This window comes from Streptomyces sp. NPDC002588, from assembly GCF_040295925.1.
In the GTDB taxonomy this organism is placed as follows: Bacteria; Actinomycetota; Actinomycetes; order Streptomycetales; family Streptomycetaceae; genus Streptomyces.
The window spans coordinates 34,165-53,044 of record NZ_JBEOWF010000066.1 but is presented as its reverse complement, the minus strand read 5'-3'; the positions used below and the strand labels follow the sequence as shown (position 1 = coordinate 53,044).

The following is an 18,880-nucleotide window of genomic DNA, read 5'->3' as shown; positions in this document are numbered from 1 at the left end:
GCAACTGGGTCGCCTGGTGGTACCACCCGGACAGTGACCCCGGCACGCGAGAGGCCGAAGTGGCGGACCAACTCGCGGAACTGGCCGTGGCCATGCTGCTGCAGACAAGCCTCCGAACCCCCGACATGCCCGGACCGAAAGCCGCCCTCGCATTGCTCCGCCAGGACCTCGACTACCTCGAGCGGACCCTCGACGAGCGAGGCCACGAAGGCTCCTAAGGGTTGTCCCGTAACTACCGGCCGTCCGGGGCGGGAACTACTGGGTCCGGTAGTCAGCAGAAGTCGAGCGGGACGCCCTTATCCACGCAGTACTTCAAGACATCGATCAGCTGGCGGGTGTCATCGACGCGCCGTTGGAGGACGGGATCGTCGGCGACTTGTGGCCGCTCGCCGACGATCGCTTCCAGCCGTGGCAGCATGTCCGCGCACTGAGAGGGTGCAAGGTCGCCGTCGTCGTCTGGATGGTTGAGCAGCGGCGCCAGCGTGGTGGTGATGCTGTTCCACGCGCGCTTCCCACCGAAGCCGACCATCTCGGGAAGAGCGAATCCCTCGATTTGGGCCAGCCACTCCCTGAACAGATTGAACCCGTAGTGCGACCACGAGATGTCCGGGCTGGCCACGTCGTCGTCTGCCGGGCAGAGCATGAGCCCCATCCATCGGCCTCCTTGCCTCGTTGGCACCCATGCTCAACTGGACGGAGGGAGATCAGCAACTGAAATGATCTGTCGCATGGCTGGTGTGATCACGGCGTCTAACCCGTCTTGGATAACGCCGTTCGCCGGGCTGAGCCCGCGCTACTTTCGCAAGTTGGTAACCAAGCTGCGCCGTGAGGGAGCAGATGCCGTCCGACGGGGCAGGCCTTGGAGCCTCTCGCTGGAGGACCGGGTCCTGCTGGTCGCGGCATATTGGCGTACCAACCTGACGTTGCGCCAGCTCGGGCCGCTATTCGGGATCTCGAAGTCCGCGGCCGACCGCATCATCGACCACGTCGGGCCCCTTCTCGCGTTCCAGCCACGCCAACGGTTCCGTCCGGACACTGTCCTCATCGTGGACGGAACCCTGGTGCCCACACGCGACCACACGGTGGCCGAGCAGTCGAAGAACTACCGCTACTCCACCAACCACCAGGTCGTCATTGACGCCGACACCCGACTCGTCGTCGTGATCGGCAGACCTCTACCCGGCAACCGTAACGACTGCAAGGCATGGGAGCTCTCCGGCGCGAAGGCCGCCGTCGGCCGTACAACCGTGATTGCCGACGGCGGCTACCGCGGCACCGGCCTCGTCATCCCACACCGCCGTGAACGCCTTCCAGACCGAACTCCCGGCCTGGAAGGAGGAACACAACACCTCCCACCGCAAGGTTCGTGCTCGCGTGGAGCACACCTTCGCCCACATGAAGGGCTGGAAGATCCTCCGGGACTGCCGCCTCAAGGGCGACGGCGTCCATCACGCCATGCTCGGCATCGCCCACCTCCACAACCTCACCCTTGCTGGATAGACGAGGAGGCCACGCCAGAGCAGCCCGACTCAGCCGTTCGATCATTACGGGACAGGTCTTAGTTGAGCGCGTCGTCTAATGATCTTGCCTGATCGATTCCACATTCGCGCAGGGCTGCGGGACGCCCGTGCTTGACCCATAGTGGTGATAGGCGCCAGGTCCCTAATGACTCCTCTCGGGCCGCCCCACCTATCAGTAATGGTGTGCCCGATACCCAGGTCGGAGCAGTCATGCCAGATCTCGACTACCCAGAGCGTCCCAAGGCCTCTCCGTGCGGTGGCTTCCTGACGAGGAGCCGTGGGGGCGAGAGCGGAAACTTCGAAGTCGTCATACCGTGGCCCGACGGCGGCTTGGCCCACTTCTGGCGAAACAACGACGATCCTGCCTTGCCCTGGCACGGGCCGACCATCTTCGGCAGGGGCCGGTATCAGGGGGCGTCGGTGATCGAGTCCGACTTCCGGTCGTTCGAGGGTCGGCTCGGCAATCTCGAGGTTGTCGCGGTGGCTGAGAACGGTGACGCCGAGCACTGGTGGAGGGAGAACGGCGGAACGTTCAGATGGACTCAGGCCGAGACTGTCGTCACGCAGGCCAAGGGCGTTCCCTCGCTTGCCTATTCCGGTGCCCGCTTCAAGGGGTCGGGGTTCTTTTTCGACCTCGACGCTCACGGTCCGAGTGAGTTCTTCGCCGTGATCCCCTCGAAGGGCGAGGGGTTCAACATGTTCCGCCGACGCAACGAGGAACGCCCCAATCCTTTCGGCTCAGGATCCACGTTGCCGAACGGCTGGGAGCACATCAGTAGCCCTCCCGTCTTTAGCTCCATCTCGAGCGCCGTCCTCCGAGACAGGAACTTCGTCGGCCTGGGGTTGGCGCTGACGACGCTGAAGAACATCACGACCTCCGCCGGTTGGAAGGAGATGCGCGAGAGCGTGGAGTTCGACATCGTCTCCGGGGACATTCTCGTGGCCGGCGGCTCAACCGAAGGAGCGCTGAGCATCCTCGAGTGGTCATACACCCGGAACAGCCCCGGGGCGAGCACCGGGGAGCTGTGGAAGGACGCCACGTCGCTCACACTTCCCACGCCGCTGGGGCATGAGTTGCGTCCGTTCCGAGGACGCCCAGCTATCATCCAGGCCGACTATGGCCTGGATGAGAGCGGCGCGATCAGTGGATTGTTCGGTGACGACGCCGAGTACGGCAACCTAGAGGTCGTAGTTCCCGCGAAGGCGGGGGGTCTGCTGCACTTCTGGCGCGAGAACGGCGACCACGGCGATACCCCCATTCTCGACAGCGGGTGGTCGTTCGGAACCAAATTCGGGGAAGCTCTTTATGACGAGGTTTCGATGATCCAGAGCCGCTTCGGCACCGGTGATGACGGCAACCTCGAAGTCATTGCGCGCCATCATGATCAACGCGGGTTTGACCTCTTTTGGCGAGAGGAATCGGACCGGATTTGGCGGGGACCCGTCACCGTCACCGGTGAGGCGCCCGGGAACGTGCAGCAACCGCTCATCGTCGATGACACACTGCACGCGCTCGCGGGCGCCGGGGTCGATTTCAGCGTTCCCGAGGCGGACCTGAGGGACTGGCTCGCCAATCCGGAGTTCACGCCCTACCCGGCGATCTCTGCTGTCCTTCTGCGAACACTCGCCGGCCGCAGGCTCAAGCAAAATATCCACATCGACGTCGTGGTGTTCAACTACGAGCATTCGCCCGGCGAGCCTTCTCCGCGCACGACCGAAGATGTCGATGTGAACGTACTCGAGGCGTCCATACTCGCGAGCTACAACTCTCGCTACGGAACGTCGGAAACAGAGCTGTCAGCGATCGCTCTGCCCCGCTAAAGGGTGTTGCACAAGGCTCTGAGCTGGGCATGTCCTGTGTATGGCCGGGGTCTTACGTGCTGAGCGTGTGTGGGTGGAGACGTTCACGGGGCTGCGGTTGACGTCGAAGACTCATGGACCAGTCTCCGGCCGGCGTGTGGCGGGGCAATGGCCTGCCCGTGCGGTCGATTGCGGCGGCCCGCAGCAGCTCCAGCAGCTGGCAGCCCAGGTATGTGCCGAACACAGGGAACTTCCACCGGTAGTAGCAGGACCAGTAGCTCACCACCCGGCGCTCAGTCCGCGCGAAGAACCCCGGATTCCGCGCGATGAAGTCCCCGTATGCCAGCCGTTGGGCAGACCGCTTGGAGGGCAGGTCGGAAAGGCCGCGTTGGATGGACTCCAGGATCTCCAAGACGTACTCGCCGACCAACTGCACCACGAACGGCACCACCCACGGCTCGTCGGAACTGGCGATTTGCTCCAGGTGACGCTGGCGGACCAGCCCGTCGTTGTGCCGTGAGTACAGGCAGTGCAGGATCGCCTGCTGCACCCCCGACAGCGAGCGCACCACGTCGACGGGCAGCTCATCCTGATAGATCCGATACGGAATGGCGACGGCTTCATCGTCCACGTACACCGAGAACGGCGACGGGTGCGACCGGGCCTCCGGCATGACCGCCAAGACCGCGCGAACGTCATTGGCAAGCTGGTGTGGGAACGCCGGAACCAGGTCACCGTCGGTCATCGCTATGGATCGAGGCTGCTGCATGGCGGAAGCATAGGCGGGTCCGCCTGCCCCCGCCGACAGCAGGTTGTCCGCCTCGTTTGCACCCAACCGAGCATTACGGGACAGCCCTTAGGGCGTGTTTCGAAAGTCCCGCCTGCCTGGCGACGCCTGGCACGCACTCCCCCAGAGGGGGGACCCCAGCCGCGTTGTCGGGCTCACCCCGATACATCCAGTATCGGGGCGACCCTCCGCCTTGCGATCGCACGCACCAGACGCCGCCAGGCCTGCCCTTCGGGCAGACGACGCTACTTTCGAAACACGCCCTAGACGTCGTCGGCCTGCCTGCCCGGTGAGAACACACCCGCCCACATGCCGTTGAGCGCGGACCTGCCGTTGCCTGCCAGGGGTGCACGCGTACTCATCGAGCCGGCCCGCCCTCGCTCGCCAGCACACCCTCAAGAACGTTGAGGGCCTCGGCGGTCGCCGGGATCCCCGCGTACAGGAGCGCGTGCAGGCACACCTCCCGCAACTCCACGTCCGACACGCCGTTCGCCAGCGCGCCCCCCATGTGGTGACGCGTTTCGGTGGCGCGACCCAGCGCAACCATCATCGCCACCGTGATGAGGCTCCGATCCCGCCGGGACAGGCCCTCGCGCTGCCAGATGTCACCGAAGCACCAGCGGGTCACGATCTCCTGGAGCTTCTCGGTCAGCGGGGGAGCCGAGTCGACCGCGGCTTCCTGACCCGGGCCGAACATCGCCTGCCGCAGCTCGATGCCGCGTTTGAATTCCTCATCCTTGATCAAGGGACCCTCTCCTATCCATCCTGGCCTCATGACAGGCCCATCGGTCCCGGCGAATGGTGCGCCCCGCAGACTTAGACCGTACGAGCGTTGGCGTGTGGACGGGAGAGGACCGGCTATCCATGGATCGATGATCTCTGGCTGCGAAAGAGGAAATCGGGCACGATGGAGGCATGGAAAAGAAAGATGGCGTCGCCGCCCTGATGAGGGCGCTGCACGTTGTCCGTGGCATCGCGTCAGAGATCACATCAAAGGCGAAAGGCATGCAGGCATGACATTAGGTCTCACCATTCCCGAACGCCTGGCGGCCATCGAGGAAATCAAGGTGCTCAAGGCACGCTACCTCAGATTCGTCGACACAAAAGACTGGGAAGCGTTTCGTCGCCTTGTCACTGACGACATGAAGTTCTATTTCGAGAGTGAGCCGACCCCGCGGGCCACGACCGGAGAACAGTTCGTCAATGAGTTCGTGCGTGCCCGCATGAGTCATTCACTTTCCATCCATCATGGACTCATGCCCGAGATCGAGATCATCGACTCTGATTCCGCAACCGGCATCTGGGCCCTGTATGACTGGGTCGACGACCCGAAGCACAGGCGCGCCTTCGAAGGCTACGGCCATTACGAGGAAAAGTACCGGCGCAACAGCGCAGGTCGCTGGCAGATTTCCGAAATCAGACTCACTCGTCTCCGGGTGGAACTGCGCACTCCCAGCGACCTTGCCAGTGTGAACAGGACGTCGCCTCCACCCGCTGACGAAAGCGACAGCAACCAGTAGTTCGCCAAGCCCGTCGCCACCAGCGGATCAGGGTGGTGGCCGGGGTGAGCCGGGACCACGCGTCGCGTAAGGCTCCGGCTTTCGAGCCGGCGTCCCGCTGATGGACGACCGGAGGTGGATCGGCAGACGTTGCCGAACGCAGCTCTCCTGCGGTGACCGTCAGCGGGACGCGCCGGTTGACAGGATCTGTCCGCCGGTCGGCAGATCCGCAACGAAACGACTACGAGGTCGGCGTGAAAACCGCGGGAAGTGACGAAATGGATTCGGTCTCCGAACCACGGAACTCGTGCCGGATGTCGTCGGTGGCCAGACGTATGTCCGGGAGCCGCTTCAGAAGTTCGGCCACGGCGACATTCATCTCCATTCGGGCGACAGCCTGCCCGGGGCAGGTATGTATGCCGAATCCGAACGTCAGGTGACGAGCCGGCCCACGATCGAGCCGGAACTCGTCGGGCTCGGTGAACCTCTCCGGGTCGCGGTTTGCCGCAGCCCAGCACAGGTACGTCGTCGAGTTCTCGGCGATGTCCACACCCGCGATGTTCACATCCGATGTGACACGCCGGTAGAACCCGAAGACAGGCGGATGCAGACGCAGTGCTTCCTCCACCGCCGCCGGGATGAGGTCGGGATCTGCGATGAGCCTGTCGCGCACCTCCGGCCGTCGAAGCACCTCGTAGAGGAGACTGCTCAAACCCGAGACCGTGGTCTCGTGCCCGGCAAGGAGCAGACTGACCATGGTGTCCGTAATTTCCTGCACATCGAGCGGCCGACCGTTCATCTCGGCGTTCGCAAGCAGGGTCAGAAAGTCCCTGCCCTCCTTGCCCCGGCGCCCGAGCACGGGCGCCGCGACAATCTCGGAGAACTCACCGAGCGCCTTCCTGAGCCGTTCCGGCTCCTTCAGGCTCGCAAGCACGTCGCCGGAAAGACGGCGGATTTCCGCTTTGTGCTCGGGATCGAATCCCAGGATGTGACAGATCGCCTGGAGCGGCACCTGCTCACAGTAGTCCGCAACCAGATCGCACTCACCTTTTGAAGCGAACGAATCGATCAGGCTGACAGTGTCGGCCTCCACCAGTCCTTCGATGCGATCAGGTGTCGTGGCGTCCACTCCGAGGTCGACTATCTTGCGCCACGCGGTGTGCTCCGGCGGATCCCAGTCGATCGCGAGACGGGCTCTTGCCGCCACCGGACGCACCGCCGAGGGCCTCGACGAGAACGTCTTCCAATCCTTTGCGGCGTTCTTGACGTCGACGTACCGAAGCAGGATGTCGAAGGCGCCCAATTCCTCGCTGTGAGCCACCGGGCACTTGCCCCGAGCCGCAGCGAGTCGCTCGTGAGCCTCGGCCGGTGTCGTTCCATAGGTACTGAAATCGATCAGAGCGGACTCTTGCGGGTCGTCGCTCCGAGCGGATGATGACGGCATTGTCAGGCACCCTTCCAGCAAACCTTCTGACGCGCTTCTACAGTCGCGTCGATTATTTGATGCTAGCATCGAAGAATCACCCGCACAACGGCGCTGACCTGGTGTTGGACGGCCCGCACAGCGAAGACATCCAGCCGCTCCCCGCCGGGTCCGGAGTCGCTGTGCGCAGCCCACGGGGCAAAGGGGAAGGCGCTGACCGCCCGGGTGGCGGACAGACGGCAGGTCGCCGGCGCACGTCAGGCCGTCGGCCTCGGAACTTTGAGGAGGGTCTTCTGATGAGCATCGTGATCGCAGGCGCCGCCGGAGCAGCGGGCCGGAGTCTGATCGCCGCCCTGCGGGCGCGCGACGTCGACGTCGTCGCACTGAGCCACAGCGACGCGGGTGAGCAACGCCTGCGTGACACGGAGGCGACCGTGGTCCGCGCCGACCTCGCTCAAGTAGCGCAGCTGCGCGAGCCGTTCGCCGGCGCGGAGGCCGTGCATGTGATTCCCCCGGCGCTGCACCCCCTCGAGGATGTGCTGGTCGAGAATGCCGTGCGGGCTGCCGTGGCCGCCGGTGTGCCGCGCTTCGTCTATCACTCCGTGATGCATCCGCACACGCCTGTGCTGCGCAACCACATCCGCAAGGCGAACGCCGAGGCCGCCGTACGCGACAGCGACCTGCGTTGGACGATCCTGCAACCGTCGATGTTCTCCCAGGTCGCGCTGCTGATGTTCGGCGGCGCCGAAGGCGAGGTAACCCTTCCGTTCAACCCCGAGGCCCGCATCGCGATGCTCGATCTGCGCGACCTCGCCGAGGTCGCGGCACGGGTGCTGACCGAGCCCGGGCACGACTACGCGACCTACGAGCTCTCCGGACCGCTCACGAGCCTGAAGGAGATGGCCGTCGACATCTCGGCAGCCAAGGGCAGGCCACTGCCCACCCGCCAGGTGCCGGTCGCCGCCGGCCCGCTGCCGCCGGTCGCTGCCTCGAACCCCATGGCCGCGGCCGACATGATCTCGACGTTCGCCTACTACGACCAGTACGGCTTTCGCGGGAACCCGCGTGTACTCGAGATGCTGCTCGGCCGGCCTGCCGCCACGTTCGCGGAGGTCGCCAGGCGGGAGCTTGCTGCTGGCTGACCCGGTGCCGCCGAGGTCCTCGCTCGCCCCGTGGCCGTCACCCGCGGAGCACGGACGGCAGCCGGACGAGGCCCAGCGCGGGGTGACGGGGCGCCGACCATCGTCCGTGCCATGGTGCAGGCCGGCGTCCTCACCTCGCCGAGGTCTGCGCACGGTCCGGGCTCGACGCCCTGGTCACCGAAGTGAGCGCCGACGCGCTTCAGGCGGATCCGCGGCGGATCACCGCCTCCCTGGCCCTGGACCGGGCCTGCGATCGGGCAGACCGATCTCGCCGCTCGCCGGCCCTCCGGGTCAGCGCACGCGCGTGTAACGGTTCACGCCGTTCACGGATGTCCTCTCGACCCGGCCTCGGAGCACGAGGACATCCAGGTGTGCCGCCGTCTCGTTCACCGCCAGCATCTGGTTGAAGGCGTTGAGCTCGCCGAAGGGCAACTCCCGGCGCGTCCAGCCCAGTCTGCGTGCCACCGCGTAAGGGTCGAGCACATCATCGCCCAGTGCGGACAGGCTCTTGCGGAGCCGGTCGTCGTGGTGGCTGAGCAGTTCGGCGACCCGGGTGTGGGTGCTGTCGGCGACCGGCCCGTGCGCGGGAAGCAGGCGTGCGTCGGCGTGCCGGGTCATGAGGTGCAGCGAGTTCAGGTAGTCGGCGAGCGGCAGACTGTCGGAGTCGGCCGGTTCCAGGCCGATGGACGGGGTGATGTGCGGCAGGACGTGGTCTCCGGAGAAGAGCAGACCACGCCGCTCGTCCAGGTAGACGACGTGTCCCCTGGTGTGTCCGGGAGTCGGAATCACCTGAAGCTCACGGTCGCCGAACCGGAGCGTCTGCGCGGCGAGCCACCGGTCGGGGAACTCCCACACGCTCAGATCGCGGTCGCCGGGGTCCGCCGCCCGGATGCTGTCGGCCAGTTCACCGGCCCCCGCCCTGCGCAGCGTCTCGAGCGGGGCGGCCAATCCGTCGCCGCGCAGCCGGTGGAGCCTCTCCAGGCCCGGACGTTCGTCCACGCCCAGGTAGACACTCGAGCCCAGTAGCCGACGAAGCTCCACCGCCTGGGTGTAGTGGTCGCGGTGGATGTGTGTGACCAGGATGTGGCTGAGGTCGCCGAGGTCACGGCCGATGACCGCGAGGGCCTCCTCGAGCGCTTTGCGTGCCTCGGGTATCGCCCAGCCGCCGTCGATCATGACGATGCCGCCGTCGTCGGTCCGGTCCTCCAACAGATAGACGTTGACGGCACGCAGGCCGTCGTTCGGAAGCGGCAGCGGAACGCGATGCACCCCCGGCTGGACGGTCTCGATCCCGGCCGCGGCCCAGGTTGCCTCCGCCACTTCGCCGCCCCGTCAGCCGACGCTGAGGGGTTCGACGGCGAAGCGTGCGACGGCCAGCACGTCCTGCTCGTCGGCGGGCCGCGCGATCAGGGCCGGCGTCGCATTGCTGTCCCGCATGTTGTGGATCGCTCGCGCTGCCGTGTAGCCGATGTCCTGGGGTCGGAAGACTTCGCCCCGGAAGTCGGCCGGGAAATTCTTGAACGCGGCATGCTCGAGGTTGGACATGACTTGCCTCTCCGGGGAAACGCGGCTCAGATCAACGGCACTTGCAGGCCGGGCCCCCTCGGCGCGGCCGGGCAACTCGACGACAGCACAGCCCCCATCGCATTTTACGATCTCGTCTACAGTTTGTCACTCACGTCATCATCCGGGAAGGGGTGCCGCCCACCAGGCGCGCCATGACACCCGGTATCAGTCACGGGGCGGCCCGTAACATCGAGGTCATGACGGAACGCTCGGGAAATACCGCGAAAGACGCCAAACCGGAGAGCCCGGGCAAGGGACGGCCCAGGAGCGCGGGACGTCGCTCCCCGAAGCAGGTGGCGACCAACTCCACGCGCCCGACGGCACGGCGGGAACTGGTCGAGACCGAGATCTTCGAGCAGGCGTCCCGGCTCTTCGCGGAGCGAGGCTTCGCCGGTACGAACCTTCAGGACATCGCGGAGGCGATGGGGATCACACGGCCCGCGCTCTACTACTACGTGAAGAGCAAGGACGACCTTCTCGCCAAGCTCGTGGCCCAGATGACCGAAGCCCCCGCCGCGGAGATCGAGGCACTCGCCAAGGACGACTCCCTCGACCCGGCCACGAAGCTGCGCAACATCGCCCGCTTCATCGCATTCCAGCGGGCCAGCCAGCCCAGCCGGTTCCAGTTGCTGCTCCGGTCCGAGGCGGACCTGCCACCGGCTGCCGCCAAAGCGAACAGAGCCGGTCAGCGCGCCGCCCTGACCGGCCTCATGCACGTGGTGGAAGAGGGTGTCGTGAAGGGGCAGTTCCAGCCCGTGGACGCCCGGGTGACCGCGCTCGCCGTGGCGGGAATGTGCAACTGGGTGGCCTGGTGGCATCACCCCGGCGACGCTCACTACACAGACTCAGAAGTCGCTGAACATGTGTCCGACCTGGCGGTGGCCATGGTGATCCGGCCGGAGGACCGGACACCGGAGGTCTCCGGACCGAAGGCCGCGCTGGCCCTGCTCCGGCAGGACCTCGACTACCTGGAGCGAGTCCTCGACGCCTGATGCTCCGGCCGATGTCCGCGGGGGCCGGTCCCGATGCCCGGCGCCGCGGACCGGAGACGGCTCCGAGCACAGTCGCCTGTCGGCCCTTGCGAACGGCGCGGGCGGCCGGGGAACGGCGGAGGACGGTGGCGCCCGCACACTCTGCGCCCCGACACCGGCGCAGACATTCTTGTCGAATTTACAACACAGACGTAACCTGACGGTCCAACGCCCCTGCCCCTGTGGCGCACCCGTGAGGAATCAGTCCGATGTCGACATTCGCCGGAGCACTCTCGGTCATACTCGCACTGACCTTCCTCGGAAGCGGAGTGGCGAAGCTGGTGGGTGTGCCGGCGCTCGAAGAGAGCGCGCGGCTGCTGCACATCTCCCACCGCCTGCACGTGACGGTCGCGCTGCTCGAGATCGCCGCGGTTGCCGGGTTGACGGTCGGGTTGTGGTGGCGGCCGCTGCAGATCGCCGCGGCCGCGGGGCTGACCCTGCTCATGGTGGGCGCGGTCGCCTACCACGTCCGGGCGGACGACTCCGCGAAGAACACTTCGGTCCCGGCAGTACTCGGCCTGCTGACACTCGCGACGGGCGTGGCATCGCTGATGGCATGAGGTCGCCTCCGAGACTGGCCCCACCGGCGGTCTGCGTGCCCGCCTGTGCCGTTTCGCTTCTCAGGGCTTTGTGACCCGCCGAGCTCCGCACTGCCGAACCAGCCGCCGCCCCGGAGGCCGGGCGAGCACACCCTCACGACCGACCGGAGACAGCCCGCCATGTGCCACACCGACATCCCACCGGGTGAGTCGACGCCCGACGTCGTGCGCCGCGACGTGGAGATCAGCCTGCCCACCGGCGAGGTGATGCCCGCGCAGCACGTCGTCACGGCTCCGGGCGCGCCCGCCGTACTGATCATCGCCGACATGCTCGGCCTCAGTCCGTTCTACGAGCACCTCGCCGCCCTGGTCGCCGCTGCGGGCTTCCAGGCACTGCTGCCCGACGTCTTCTTCCGTCAGGGGCCACTGCCGGAGGTGGACGCCAAGGCCGCGATCGCGCGCCGCGCCAAGCTCGACGAGCGGCAGAGCGTCGAGGACATGCGCGCCGCCGTCGGCTGGCTCGGCGAGCACTGCGCGGGCGCGGCGGTGGGCACGATCGGGTTCTGCATGGGCGGAACGTTCGCACTCGACCTGGCGTCGACACAGGACGATCTCGTGACGGTCGCCTACTACGGCTTCCCCGAGCCCCCGGCATGGGTGGTGTCGCCGCCACCGCGGCCGATCGATCTCGTCGGCTCACTGCGCGGGCCCGTGCTCGCGTTCTGGGGCGACCAGGACGACACCGTGGGCCTGGCGAGCGTCGAACGCTACGCCGAGCGGGCCAGGGCCGCCGACGCACACTTCGAGCACACGGTCCTGCCCGGGCTCGGCCACGGCTTCCTCGGGTCGGCCGACCTCGGCGACCCCGCCGACACAGCCGGCGCGACGTGGGCACGGACCATCGCCCATCTGCGTGATCACCTCCGTGTGGAGGGGGCGCTGCCGAGTACGGCCGCCGGCTGAACTCAGATCCGTCCCGGAGGCCGTGGAACCGGACTCACCCTCGTGGAGAAGGCTGCCCCGGCCGGTGCGCGGATCGACGCGGTGGCCGGCGACCAGGACGTCGGCTCCGGGTGCCGGGAGCCGAACGTCCTGGCGGCGAACAACAGGCTCAGAACATGGTGTTGTCGTTCGCCGACGTCTCCGGGATGTCCTGGATGACGTCCCAGTGTTCGACGATCTTGCCCTTCTCGAACCGGAAGATGTCCATCACCGCGGCACCCCGGTCGGTCGAGTCGTAGGTTCTCTTGTAGTGCACCGCCACCAGGTCCTTCTCGCCGAACACCCGCTTGAAGTCGAACTTCAGGTCCGGGGACAGGGTGGTCCGCCACTTCACGTACTGGATGAACGGCCCCGTGCCGTCGGCGGACAGCGGGTTGTGCTGGATGAACTCGTCGCCCACGTACCGCTTGGCGGCCTCCTCGGGCTGCTTCTTGTTGAAGGCCAGATCCAGGAAGGCGACCGCGACGTACTTGTTGTGCTGCACCTGGCTCTCCACCCGGTGCTCGCCCCTACCGGACCGAGAATCGGCCGAGGCGGTACCCGCCACGGTGAGTGTGGCCGCGGCCAGCGCGCCCACAACCACCGAGACGGCGGAACGGCGGGAAATCCGAGAAACAGGGTTCTTCATGGTCATCTGTGCTCCTCTTTCGCTGCGGCGGGCTGGTGAGCGCCCGCAGCCTCGAACCTAGGAGCGCCCGCGCCGAGGCGGGAGAGGAAGGTTTACCCCTGGATCGGCGATCCGTGCCTGGTGGAACGCGGGCTGGTGCGGACGGCCTGCCGCCCGGCGGGCGGCAGGCCGTTGACCGGGAAGCCGGAGTCGTCGGCGGCGGTGGGAGATCTCCTGCGGGCCGTTCTCCGGGCCGGGTCAGGCGGCGGAGCGCTCGTCGGGCAGACGGCGGCGCAGCGCGGTCTGCTGGATGGCGGGCGGGTTGTAGGCCAGGTCGAGCGTCCCGACCTCGGTGCCGGGAGGCACGATGGCGTCGATCTGGTCCAGTATCTCGTCGGTCAGGGTGGTCTCGGCGCCTGCGAGCAGGTCGTCGAGGTGGTCCATGGTGCGCGGTCCGATGATCGCGGAGGTGACGCCGGGGTGGGCGATCGCGAAGGCCATGGCCAGGTGCGTCAGCGGCATCCCCGCCTTCGCGGCGAGGGGGATGAGCTGTTCGACGGCGTCGAGGCGGCGTTCGTTGCTCATGTGCCCGAAGCCGAAGCCGCCGCGATGAGTGGCGGCCTGTTGGCCCTTGCGGTAGCGGCCGGTGAGCAGCCCCCCGCCCAGCGGACTCCAGACCAGCGTGCCCATCCCGTAGCGCCGGCAGACCGGCAGAACCTCGCGTTCGATGCTCCGGTCGAGGATCGAGTACACCGGCTGCTCGGTCCGGAAGCGCTGCAGGCCGCGCCGTTCGGCGGCCCACTGCGCCTCGACGATGTCCGAGGCCGGGAAGGTCGAGGAACCGATGGCCCGGACCTTGCCGGCCCGTACCAGGTCGGTGAGGGCCGAGAGGGTCTCCTCGATGTCGGTGTCCGGCGCGGGCCGGTGGATCTGGAACAGGTCGACGTGGTCGGTCTGCAGCCGGCGCAGGGAGTCCTCCAGCGCGCGGACCAGCCAGCGCCGCGAATTGCCCTGCTGGTTGGGGTCGTCCCCCATCGGGAGGTGCGCCTTGGTGGCCAGGACGACGTTGTCGCGGCGGCCCTTGAGAGCCTTCCCGACGATCTCCTCCGACTCGCCGCGTGAGTAGAAGTCGGCGGTGTCGACGAAGTTGATGCCCGCGTCCAGCGCCTTGTGGATGATGCGTATGGAGTCTTCGTGGTCGGGGTTTCCGATGGCGCCGAACATCATGGCGCCGAGGCAGTAGGGGCTGACCTTGATGCCGGTCCGGCCCAGCGTGCGGTACCGCATGGTTCTCCTTCTGCACGGGCTGCTGGTCACGGGCTCGTCCGACGGCCGCCCTCGACCTCTGAGGTGTCGCGCCGCACCCCTTCTCAGGCAATGACGGCAGCGACAAAATATATACTCAAACGTCAAGAAGCTTCGGGTGCCAGACCCACATCGCCGAGACGAGTGCGGGCGGTGCCCTGCCGGAGCCGATGGCCGGTACGCGCGGGCCGCGGTCGACGGCATCCGTGCCGGGCTGTCGTACCCGGAGCTCGGCTCGGGCCGACCCGGCTCACGCCCCGCTTGCCGCCCGCCGCTCCCGCAGGGTTGCCACCTTCCGGTACAGCGCCACCGCCTCCGCGCCGCGGCCCAGCTGCTGGAGGCAGTGGGCCTCGTCGCCCCGGCCGGCGAGGGTGTCGGGGTGGTCGGCGCCGAGGTCCCGCTCGCGGGCGGCGGCCACCCGCCGGTACTCGGTCAGGGCGTCGGCCCACCGGTCCAGCCAGCCCAGGGCGACGGCGATCTCACGCCGGCTGACCAGGGTGTCCGGGTGGTCGGCGCCGAGGACCCGCTCGCGGATCGCGCACACGTCCCGCGACTCGGCGAGGGCCTCCTCCCAGCGGCCCAGCCGGCCCAGGTTGACGCCGAGACCATGGCGGGCGCGGAGGGTCTCGGGGTCGGTGGGGCCGCTCACGCGGGTGCGGTCGTCGACCAGACCGCGGTAGAGCCGGAGCGCCTCCTCACCGCGGCCGAGGCGGCCCAGGCTGATGCCGGTCTCGTAACGGGCGGCGAGCGTGTCGGGGTGGTCGGGGCCGAGGACGCGGGCGCGGGCCTCGGCGACCTCCCGGTAGGCCTGGAGCGCCTCCTGCCAGCGGCCCGACCGGCCGAGTGCGTAGGCCACTTCGTAGCGGGTGACGAGCGTGTCCGGGTGGTCCGGGCCCAGCACTCGGGCGCGGGCGGCCGCCACCTCCCTCGCCATGCGGCAGGACTCCTCCAGGCGGCCCAGCCGGCTGAGGTTGAAGGCGAGGTTGTGGCGGCAGCGCAGGGTGTCCGGGTGGTCGGGGCCCGCCGTGCGCTCCCGGGCGGCGAGGACGGACGTGTAGACCTGGTGGGCGTCGAAGTGCCGGCCCAGTCTGCCGAGCACGTAGGCCGTCTCCTGGCGGGCGGCAAGGGTGTCCGGGTGGTCGGCGCCCAGCAGCCGGGTGCGGGCGGCGGCCACCTGCTGGTACTCGTGCAGGGCGTCGGCGGCCCGCCCGGTCCGGCTGAGGGCGAAGGCGGCCTCGTAGCGGCTGGCGAGCGTGTCGGGGTGGTCGGCGCCGAGCAGGTGCGCGCGTTCGGCGGCGACCGCCCGGTGCGCCTCCCCGGCCTCGGCCCAGCGGCCCAGCCGTCCGAGGCCGAGTCCGGCGTCGTGCCGGGCGGCGAGCGCGGTGGGCGTCCGGGGAGAGGGGGCTTCGGGCCCGGCCGGCGCGGGGGCCGTGCCGAGGGCCGGGCGAGGGATCCAGTCGCCGGTCAGCGCCGCCCCCGCGTCCGCAGGCGTGACCGGGAGTCCGGCACCGGTCGCCCGGTGCCCGGTGGTCATGCCGCGCGTCCAGTCCGGCAGCCGCGCCGGCTCGGGCTCAGGCGGCCCCGGTCGTGCGGTGACCAGGGTCGGCGCATGCGCCGGGATGGCCCGGCCGACAGTGATCCGGCGCCCCACCTCGCATGCGTCGTACGGTCGTTGCCCCGGCCGTTTGGCGAGCAGGTCGAGGATGATCCGGTCAAGGTAGTCGGGCAGGTCTCCACGGTGGTCGCGGGCGGGCCGGGGCGGGGTGTCGCGGTGGCCGATGAGGATCGCCCAGGGGTCGCCGAGGTCGAACGGCGGTGCCCCGGTGGCCAGTTCGTACAGGACGCAGCCGAGTGAGTACAGGTCGCTGCGCTGGTCGACCTCGTCGCCGCCGATCTGCTCGGGGGACATGTAGTGCGGGGTGCCCATCGCGATGCCGGTGCCGGTCAGCCGGGAGGTGAAGCCGACGTCGTGGCCGAGGCGGGCGATGCCGAAGTCGCAGATCTTCACGGTGCCGTCGTCGAGCCGCACGATGTTCGCCGGTTTCAGGTCGCGGTGCACGACGCCCTGCCGGTGGGTGTAGGCGAGGGCGGCGGCGACCTGGTCGGCGATCTCCACGACGTCGGGGACGGGCAGCGGCCGGCGCTCGTTGTCGTCGAGGAGCTGGCACAGGTTGCGGCCCTCCAGCAACTCCATCACCAGGTACAGCATGCCGTCGGCCTCGCCGAAGTCGTGCACGACGGTGATCCCTCGGTGCTGGAGCCCCGCGGCCACCCGGGCCTCGCGCCGGAACCGCTCGCGCAGTACCTGCGAGACGGACGGATCGCGGTCCGGCCCGCGCGGCTTGAGGCACTTCACGGCGACCATCCGGCCGAGCGACTCGTCGCGTGAGCGCCACACCTCGCCCATGCCGCCGCGTCCGATCAGCTCCAGCAGCCGGTACCGCCCCTGGATCAGCGTGCTCCCCGGCTCCTCGGCTCCCGCGGCCTTTGCCGTCTTCTCCGGCCTTGCCGCCGTCTCCGCCTTGTTCGTCTCGTCCGCCATAGTGAACCGCCGCCCCCGTACTGTCCGGCCCGCCCTCGGCTCGTCCAGTATGGCGGCCTATCGTCCGACTTTGTACGGCGCGGGACGGGCACTTGGGCCCAGTCTCGCCATGGCCCGCAGAATGTGCCTGGGCGGGAGCTGCCAGCGCAGGCGGGCGGGGACGCGGCGCAACAGGGTGCCCGTGGCCCGCAGTTCCCGGGTGACGGTGGCGGGCGCGGGCGCGGGTCGGCCGTACAGCTCGTGGGCGTACGGCGGCAGGGAGGCGTACGCCAGATGCGCCACACGGCGCCACAGCAGGGCGCGCGCCGGGACGAGCAGGGGGTGCGTCGGCGGGCGGAGCAGGAAGTCGTCCACCGCCCGCGCATCGTCTCCGGCGACGAGTTCGGACCGCGTCCTCTCGAAGTAGGCGTCCATCTCCGCCCGGCAGGCCGGTACGGCGTCCGGGTCGAGGCCCACCAGGCGGGCGCTGACCCGGTGTTCGGCGAGGTAGCGGTCGGCGGCCGCGTCGGTGAGGGGGTAACCGGAGCGGCGCAGGACGTGCAGATAGGAGTCGATCTCGGCGCAGTGCACCCACAGGAGCAGCCCGGGCTCGTCGACCGGGTACCGCTCGCCCGTCTCCGGATCGGTGGCCGAGAGCATCCGGTGGATCTTGCGGACGCGCGCCCCGGCCTTCTCGGCGGCCTCGCTCGTGCCGTACGTCGTGGTGCCGACGAAGTTCGCGATGCTCATGAGCCGGCCCCAGGCGTCGCGCCGGAAGTCGGAGTTCTCCATGACACCGCGTACGGCCCGGGGATGGAGGGCCTGGAGGTAGAGCGCCCTGATCCCGGCGACCCACATCATGGGATCGCCGTGCATCTGCCATGTCACGCTCGCGGGGGTGAACAGCCCCGGATCACCCGTCCCACCGGCAGATGTGACCACAGCCGCCAGATGTCTCCAGACCATCACGTCGACCTGCGCTTTCGCCAGCCAGCCTCAGCAGTACGGGGAACAGTCTGCCGAGGTTTCCCGCCACCTCGGTACAGATCCACGGATCTTCCCGGGGTCCCGGCTCCCTCCGCCCGGAACGTCCGGCGCCATCGGACGAGGTCGCCGGACCGACCTGACGCGGCTGCCGGCCCATGACTCGATATTGCCGAAACGGCAACCCAACTTGCGACCGCGGCAGGCCGACGGGCACCGTCGGGATCGACGGCTCCTTCGCTCGATGCGGGCCGACGACCTGTCCACTCAGCACCCGGCACGCTGTGGCCCGGCGTGATCGAGGCCACCGGGGGCCACCTGCCCGTCGTCCTGCCCGCGATGGTCCTCCCCGGGCTCGATCAGCACCACCCACTCGCGCACCGGCATCCCCGCCGGCACTCCCCTCCACGTCGGCTGACCCGAACCACCCACAGGAGAAAGAGAGTCCTTCATGAGCACCGGCAGCGACTCCGCGGTCTTCTGGGAGAACCACTACTCCCGCCTGGACGAACAGTGGGGCACCAAACCCAACGCCGTCCTCGAGGAACTCGTCACCACCCTCGCACGCACCCCCGGTACCGCACTGGACCTGGGGTGCGGACACGGCGGCGACGCCATCTGGCTCGCCACCCGAGGCTGGGACGTCACCGCCGTCGACATCGCGCCCACCGCCCTGCAACGCGTGGCCGCCGGAGCCCGCGCGGGCGGCGTGGCCGAGCGCGTGCACCCCGCCCGCCACGACCTGGCCCACGACTTTCCCGCGGGCCGCTTCGACCTCGTCAACGCCGGCTACTTCCACACCCCCCTCGACATCCCCCGCGAGAAGGTGCTGCGCCGCGCGGCGGCGGCCGTCGCCCCCGGCGGGCTGCTGATCATCGTGGAACACGCGTCCGTCGCCCCCTGGTCCTGGCAGGCCGGCGAAGACGTGCACTTCCCCCGCCCCGAGGAGGTTCTGGCGTCGCTGGAACTTGACGGCTCCTGGACGACAGAGCGCTGTCACGCACCCGAACGCACCGCGACCGGCCCCCAGGGCCGGACGGCCACCGTCACCGACAACGTGCTGGCCCTGCGCCGCGCATCGTGAGAGCAGGCCCCCGGGCGCGCCGCTGCGCCGCAGCGGCCCCCGGGGGCCTGCTCGTTCCGCTCAGGAATCG

Annotated in this window: 18 protein-coding genes and 1 pseudogene; 9 read left to right on the top strand and 10 right to left on the bottom strand. The window is 68.6% G+C overall.

What is annotated here, in order from left to right:
- Positions 1–218, top strand: a 218-nt coding sequence (locus ABT057_RS45490) for a hypothetical protein (protein WP_352350590.1), incomplete at its 5' end; no start/stop codon positions are given.
- Positions 219–271: 53 nt separating this feature from the next.
- Here ABT057_RS45490 and ABT057_RS45485 read toward each other — a convergent pair.
- Complete coding sequence (locus ABT057_RS45485) at positions 272–652, bottom strand: hypothetical protein (RefSeq protein ID WP_352350588.1); 381 nt, start codon at positions 650–652, stop codon at positions 272–274.
- 76 nt (positions 653–728) lie between these two features.
- Between ABT057_RS45485 and ABT057_RS45480 the strand changes: the two are divergent.
- Positions 729–1,500: pseudogene (locus ABT057_RS45480) on the top strand (transposase).
- A gap of 230 nt (positions 1,501–1,730) precedes the next feature.
- Positions 1,731–3,341: a hypothetical protein gene (locus tag ABT057_RS45475; RefSeq protein ID WP_352350586.1), complete on the top strand. Its 1,611-nt coding sequence runs from the start codon at positions 1,731–1,733 to the stop codon at positions 3,339–3,341.
- Positions 3,342–3,393: 52 nt separating this feature from the next.
- Here ABT057_RS45475 and ABT057_RS45470 read toward each other — a convergent pair whose 3' ends face one another.
- Both ABT057_RS45470 and ABT057_RS45465 read right to left on the bottom strand, forming a co-directional pair.
- A complete protein-coding gene (locus ABT057_RS45470; protein ID WP_352350584.1) occupies positions 3,394–4,089 on the bottom strand; it encodes a hypothetical protein in 696 nt (231 codons plus the stop codon).
- Between the two features lie 376 nt (positions 4,090–4,465).
- Entirely contained in the window at positions 4,466–4,852 is a 387-nt protein-coding gene (locus ABT057_RS45465; RefSeq protein WP_352350582.1) for a carboxymuconolactone decarboxylase family protein, read from the bottom strand.
- 268 nt (positions 4,853–5,120) lie between these two features.
- Between ABT057_RS45465 and ABT057_RS45460 the strand changes: the two genes are divergently transcribed.
- A complete protein-coding gene (locus ABT057_RS45460) occupies positions 5,121–5,627 on the top strand; it encodes a nuclear transport factor 2 family protein (RefSeq protein WP_352350580.1) in 507 nt (168 codons plus the stop codon).
- 220 nt (positions 5,628–5,847) lie between these two features.
- Here ABT057_RS45460 and ABT057_RS45455 read toward each other — a convergent pair whose 3' ends face one another.
- Positions 5,848–6,927 carry a cytochrome P450 gene (locus ABT057_RS45455; protein WP_352350578.1) on the bottom strand — a complete coding sequence of 360 codons (1,080 nt, stop codon included), beginning with the start codon at positions 6,925–6,927 and terminating at the stop codon, positions 5,848–5,850.
- Positions 6,928–7,325: 398 nt separating this feature from the next.
- Here ABT057_RS45455 and ABT057_RS45450 point away from each other — a divergent pair, with 398 nt between their 5' ends.
- Entirely contained in the window at positions 7,326–8,171 is an 846-nt protein-coding gene (locus ABT057_RS45450; RefSeq protein WP_352350576.1) for an SDR family oxidoreductase, read from the top strand.
- A 291-nt stretch (positions 8,172–8,462) separates the two neighbouring features.
- On the opposite strand, the gene ABT057_RS45445 is transcribed toward ABT057_RS45450, so the two are convergent.
- Entirely contained in the window at positions 8,463–9,491 is a 1,029-nt protein-coding gene (locus tag ABT057_RS45445) for an MBL fold metallo-hydrolase (protein ID WP_352350574.1), read from the bottom strand.
- A gap of 12 nt (positions 9,492–9,503) precedes the next feature.
- Positions 9,504–9,716, bottom strand: coding sequence for a hypothetical protein (locus ABT057_RS45440; protein WP_352350572.1), 213 nt, complete (start codon positions 9,714–9,716; stop codon positions 9,504–9,506).
- A gap of 314 nt (positions 9,717–10,030) precedes the next feature.
- On the opposite strand from ABT057_RS45440, the gene ABT057_RS45435 reads away from it, so the two are divergent.
- The 3 genes from ABT057_RS45435 to ABT057_RS45425 all read left to right on the top strand — a co-directional run bounded on the left by ABT057_RS45435 (position 10,031) and on the right by ABT057_RS45425 (position 12,270).
- Positions 10,031–10,729, top strand: a complete 699-nt coding sequence (locus ABT057_RS45435; RefSeq protein ID WP_352350568.1) for a TetR/AcrR family transcriptional regulator — start codon at positions 10,031–10,033, stop codon at positions 10,727–10,729.
- A gap of 248 nt (positions 10,730–10,977) precedes the next feature.
- Positions 10,978–11,328, top strand: a complete 351-nt coding sequence (locus ABT057_RS45430) for a DoxX family protein (protein WP_352350566.1) — start codon at positions 10,978–10,980, stop codon at positions 11,326–11,328.
- 159 nt (positions 11,329–11,487) lie between these two features.
- On the top strand, positions 11,488–12,270 hold the full coding sequence (locus tag ABT057_RS45425) for a dienelactone hydrolase family protein (RefSeq protein ID WP_352350564.1): 783 nt from the start codon (positions 11,488–11,490) through the stop codon (positions 12,268–12,270).
- A gap of 148 nt (positions 12,271–12,418) precedes the next feature.
- Here the strand turns inward: ABT057_RS45425 and ABT057_RS45420 are convergent, their stop codons facing one another.
- The 4 genes from ABT057_RS45420 to ABT057_RS45405 all read right to left on the bottom strand — a co-directional run bounded on the left by ABT057_RS45420 (position 12,419) and on the right by ABT057_RS45405 (position 17,708).
- A complete protein-coding gene (locus ABT057_RS45420) occupies positions 12,419–12,943 on the bottom strand; it encodes a nuclear transport factor 2 family protein (protein ID WP_352350562.1) in 525 nt (174 codons plus the stop codon).
- Between the two features lie 231 nt (positions 12,944–13,174).
- Positions 13,175–14,203 (bottom strand): aldo/keto reductase, encoded by a 1,029-nt coding sequence (locus tag ABT057_RS45415; RefSeq protein WP_352350560.1) that lies wholly within the window; start codon positions 14,201–14,203, stop codon positions 13,175–13,177.
- A gap of 268 nt (positions 14,204–14,471) precedes the next feature.
- Positions 14,472–16,763, bottom strand: coding sequence for a serine/threonine-protein kinase (locus ABT057_RS45410; protein ID WP_352350558.1), 2,292 nt, complete (start codon positions 16,761–16,763; stop codon positions 14,472–14,474).
- Positions 16,764–16,820: 57 nt separating this feature from the next.
- Positions 16,821–17,708, bottom strand: a complete 888-nt coding sequence (locus tag ABT057_RS45405; protein ID WP_352350556.1) for an oxygenase MpaB family protein — start codon at positions 17,706–17,708, stop codon at positions 16,821–16,823.
- A 469-nt stretch (positions 17,709–18,177) separates the two neighbouring features.
- Between ABT057_RS45405 and ABT057_RS45400 the strand changes: the two genes are divergently transcribed.
- Positions 18,178–18,810, top strand: a complete 633-nt coding sequence (locus ABT057_RS45400) for a class I SAM-dependent methyltransferase (protein ID WP_352350554.1) — start codon at positions 18,178–18,180, stop codon at positions 18,808–18,810.
- The last annotated feature ends 70 nt before the right edge of the window (positions 18,811–18,880 follow it).

What these genes read in the sequence shown, in the direction of transcription:
- ABT057_RS45485 (WP_352350588.1), bottom strand. Translation starts at nt 652, where the DNA reads ATGGGGCTCATGCTCTGCCCGGCAGACGACGACGTGGCCAGCCCGGAC.
- ABT057_RS45475 (WP_352350586.1), top strand. Translation starts at nt 1,731, where the DNA reads ATGCCAGATCTCGACTACCCAGAGCGTCCCAAGGCCTCTCCGTGCGGT.
- ABT057_RS45470 (WP_352350584.1), bottom strand. Translation starts at nt 4,089, where the DNA reads ATGCAGCAGCCTCGATCCATAGCGATGACCGACGGTGACCTGGTTCCG.
- ABT057_RS45460 (WP_352350580.1), top strand. Translation starts at nt 5,121, where the DNA reads ATGACATTAGGTCTCACCATTCCCGAACGCCTGGCGGCCATCGAGGAA.
- ABT057_RS45450 (WP_352350576.1), top strand. Translation starts at nt 7,326, where the DNA reads ATGAGCATCGTGATCGCAGGCGCCGCCGGAGCAGCGGGCCGGAGTCTG.
- ABT057_RS45440 (WP_352350572.1), bottom strand. Translation starts at nt 9,716, where the DNA reads ATGTCCAACCTCGAGCATGCCGCGTTCAAGAATTTCCCGGCCGACTTC.
- ABT057_RS45430 (WP_352350566.1), top strand. Translation starts at nt 10,978, where the DNA reads ATGTCGACATTCGCCGGAGCACTCTCGGTCATACTCGCACTGACCTTC.
- ABT057_RS45425 (WP_352350564.1), top strand. Translation starts at nt 11,488, where the DNA reads ATGTGCCACACCGACATCCCACCGGGTGAGTCGACGCCCGACGTCGTG.
- ABT057_RS45420 (WP_352350562.1), bottom strand. Translation starts at nt 12,943, where the DNA reads ATGACCATGAAGAACCCTGTTTCTCGGATTTCCCGCCGTTCCGCCGTC.
- ABT057_RS45415 (WP_352350560.1), bottom strand. Translation starts at nt 14,203, where the DNA reads ATGCGGTACCGCACGCTGGGCCGGACCGGCATCAAGGTCAGCCCCTAC.
- ABT057_RS45410 (WP_352350558.1), bottom strand. Translation starts at nt 16,763, where the DNA reads ATGGCGGACGAGACGAACAAGGCGGAGACGGCGGCAAGGCCGGAGAAG.
- ABT057_RS45405 (WP_352350556.1), bottom strand. Translation starts at nt 17,708, where the DNA reads ATGGTCTGGAGACATCTGGCGGCTGTGGTCACATCTGCCGGTGGGACG.
- ABT057_RS45400 (WP_352350554.1), top strand. Translation starts at nt 18,178, where the DNA reads ATGAGCACCGGCAGCGACTCCGCGGTCTTCTGGGAGAACCACTACTCC.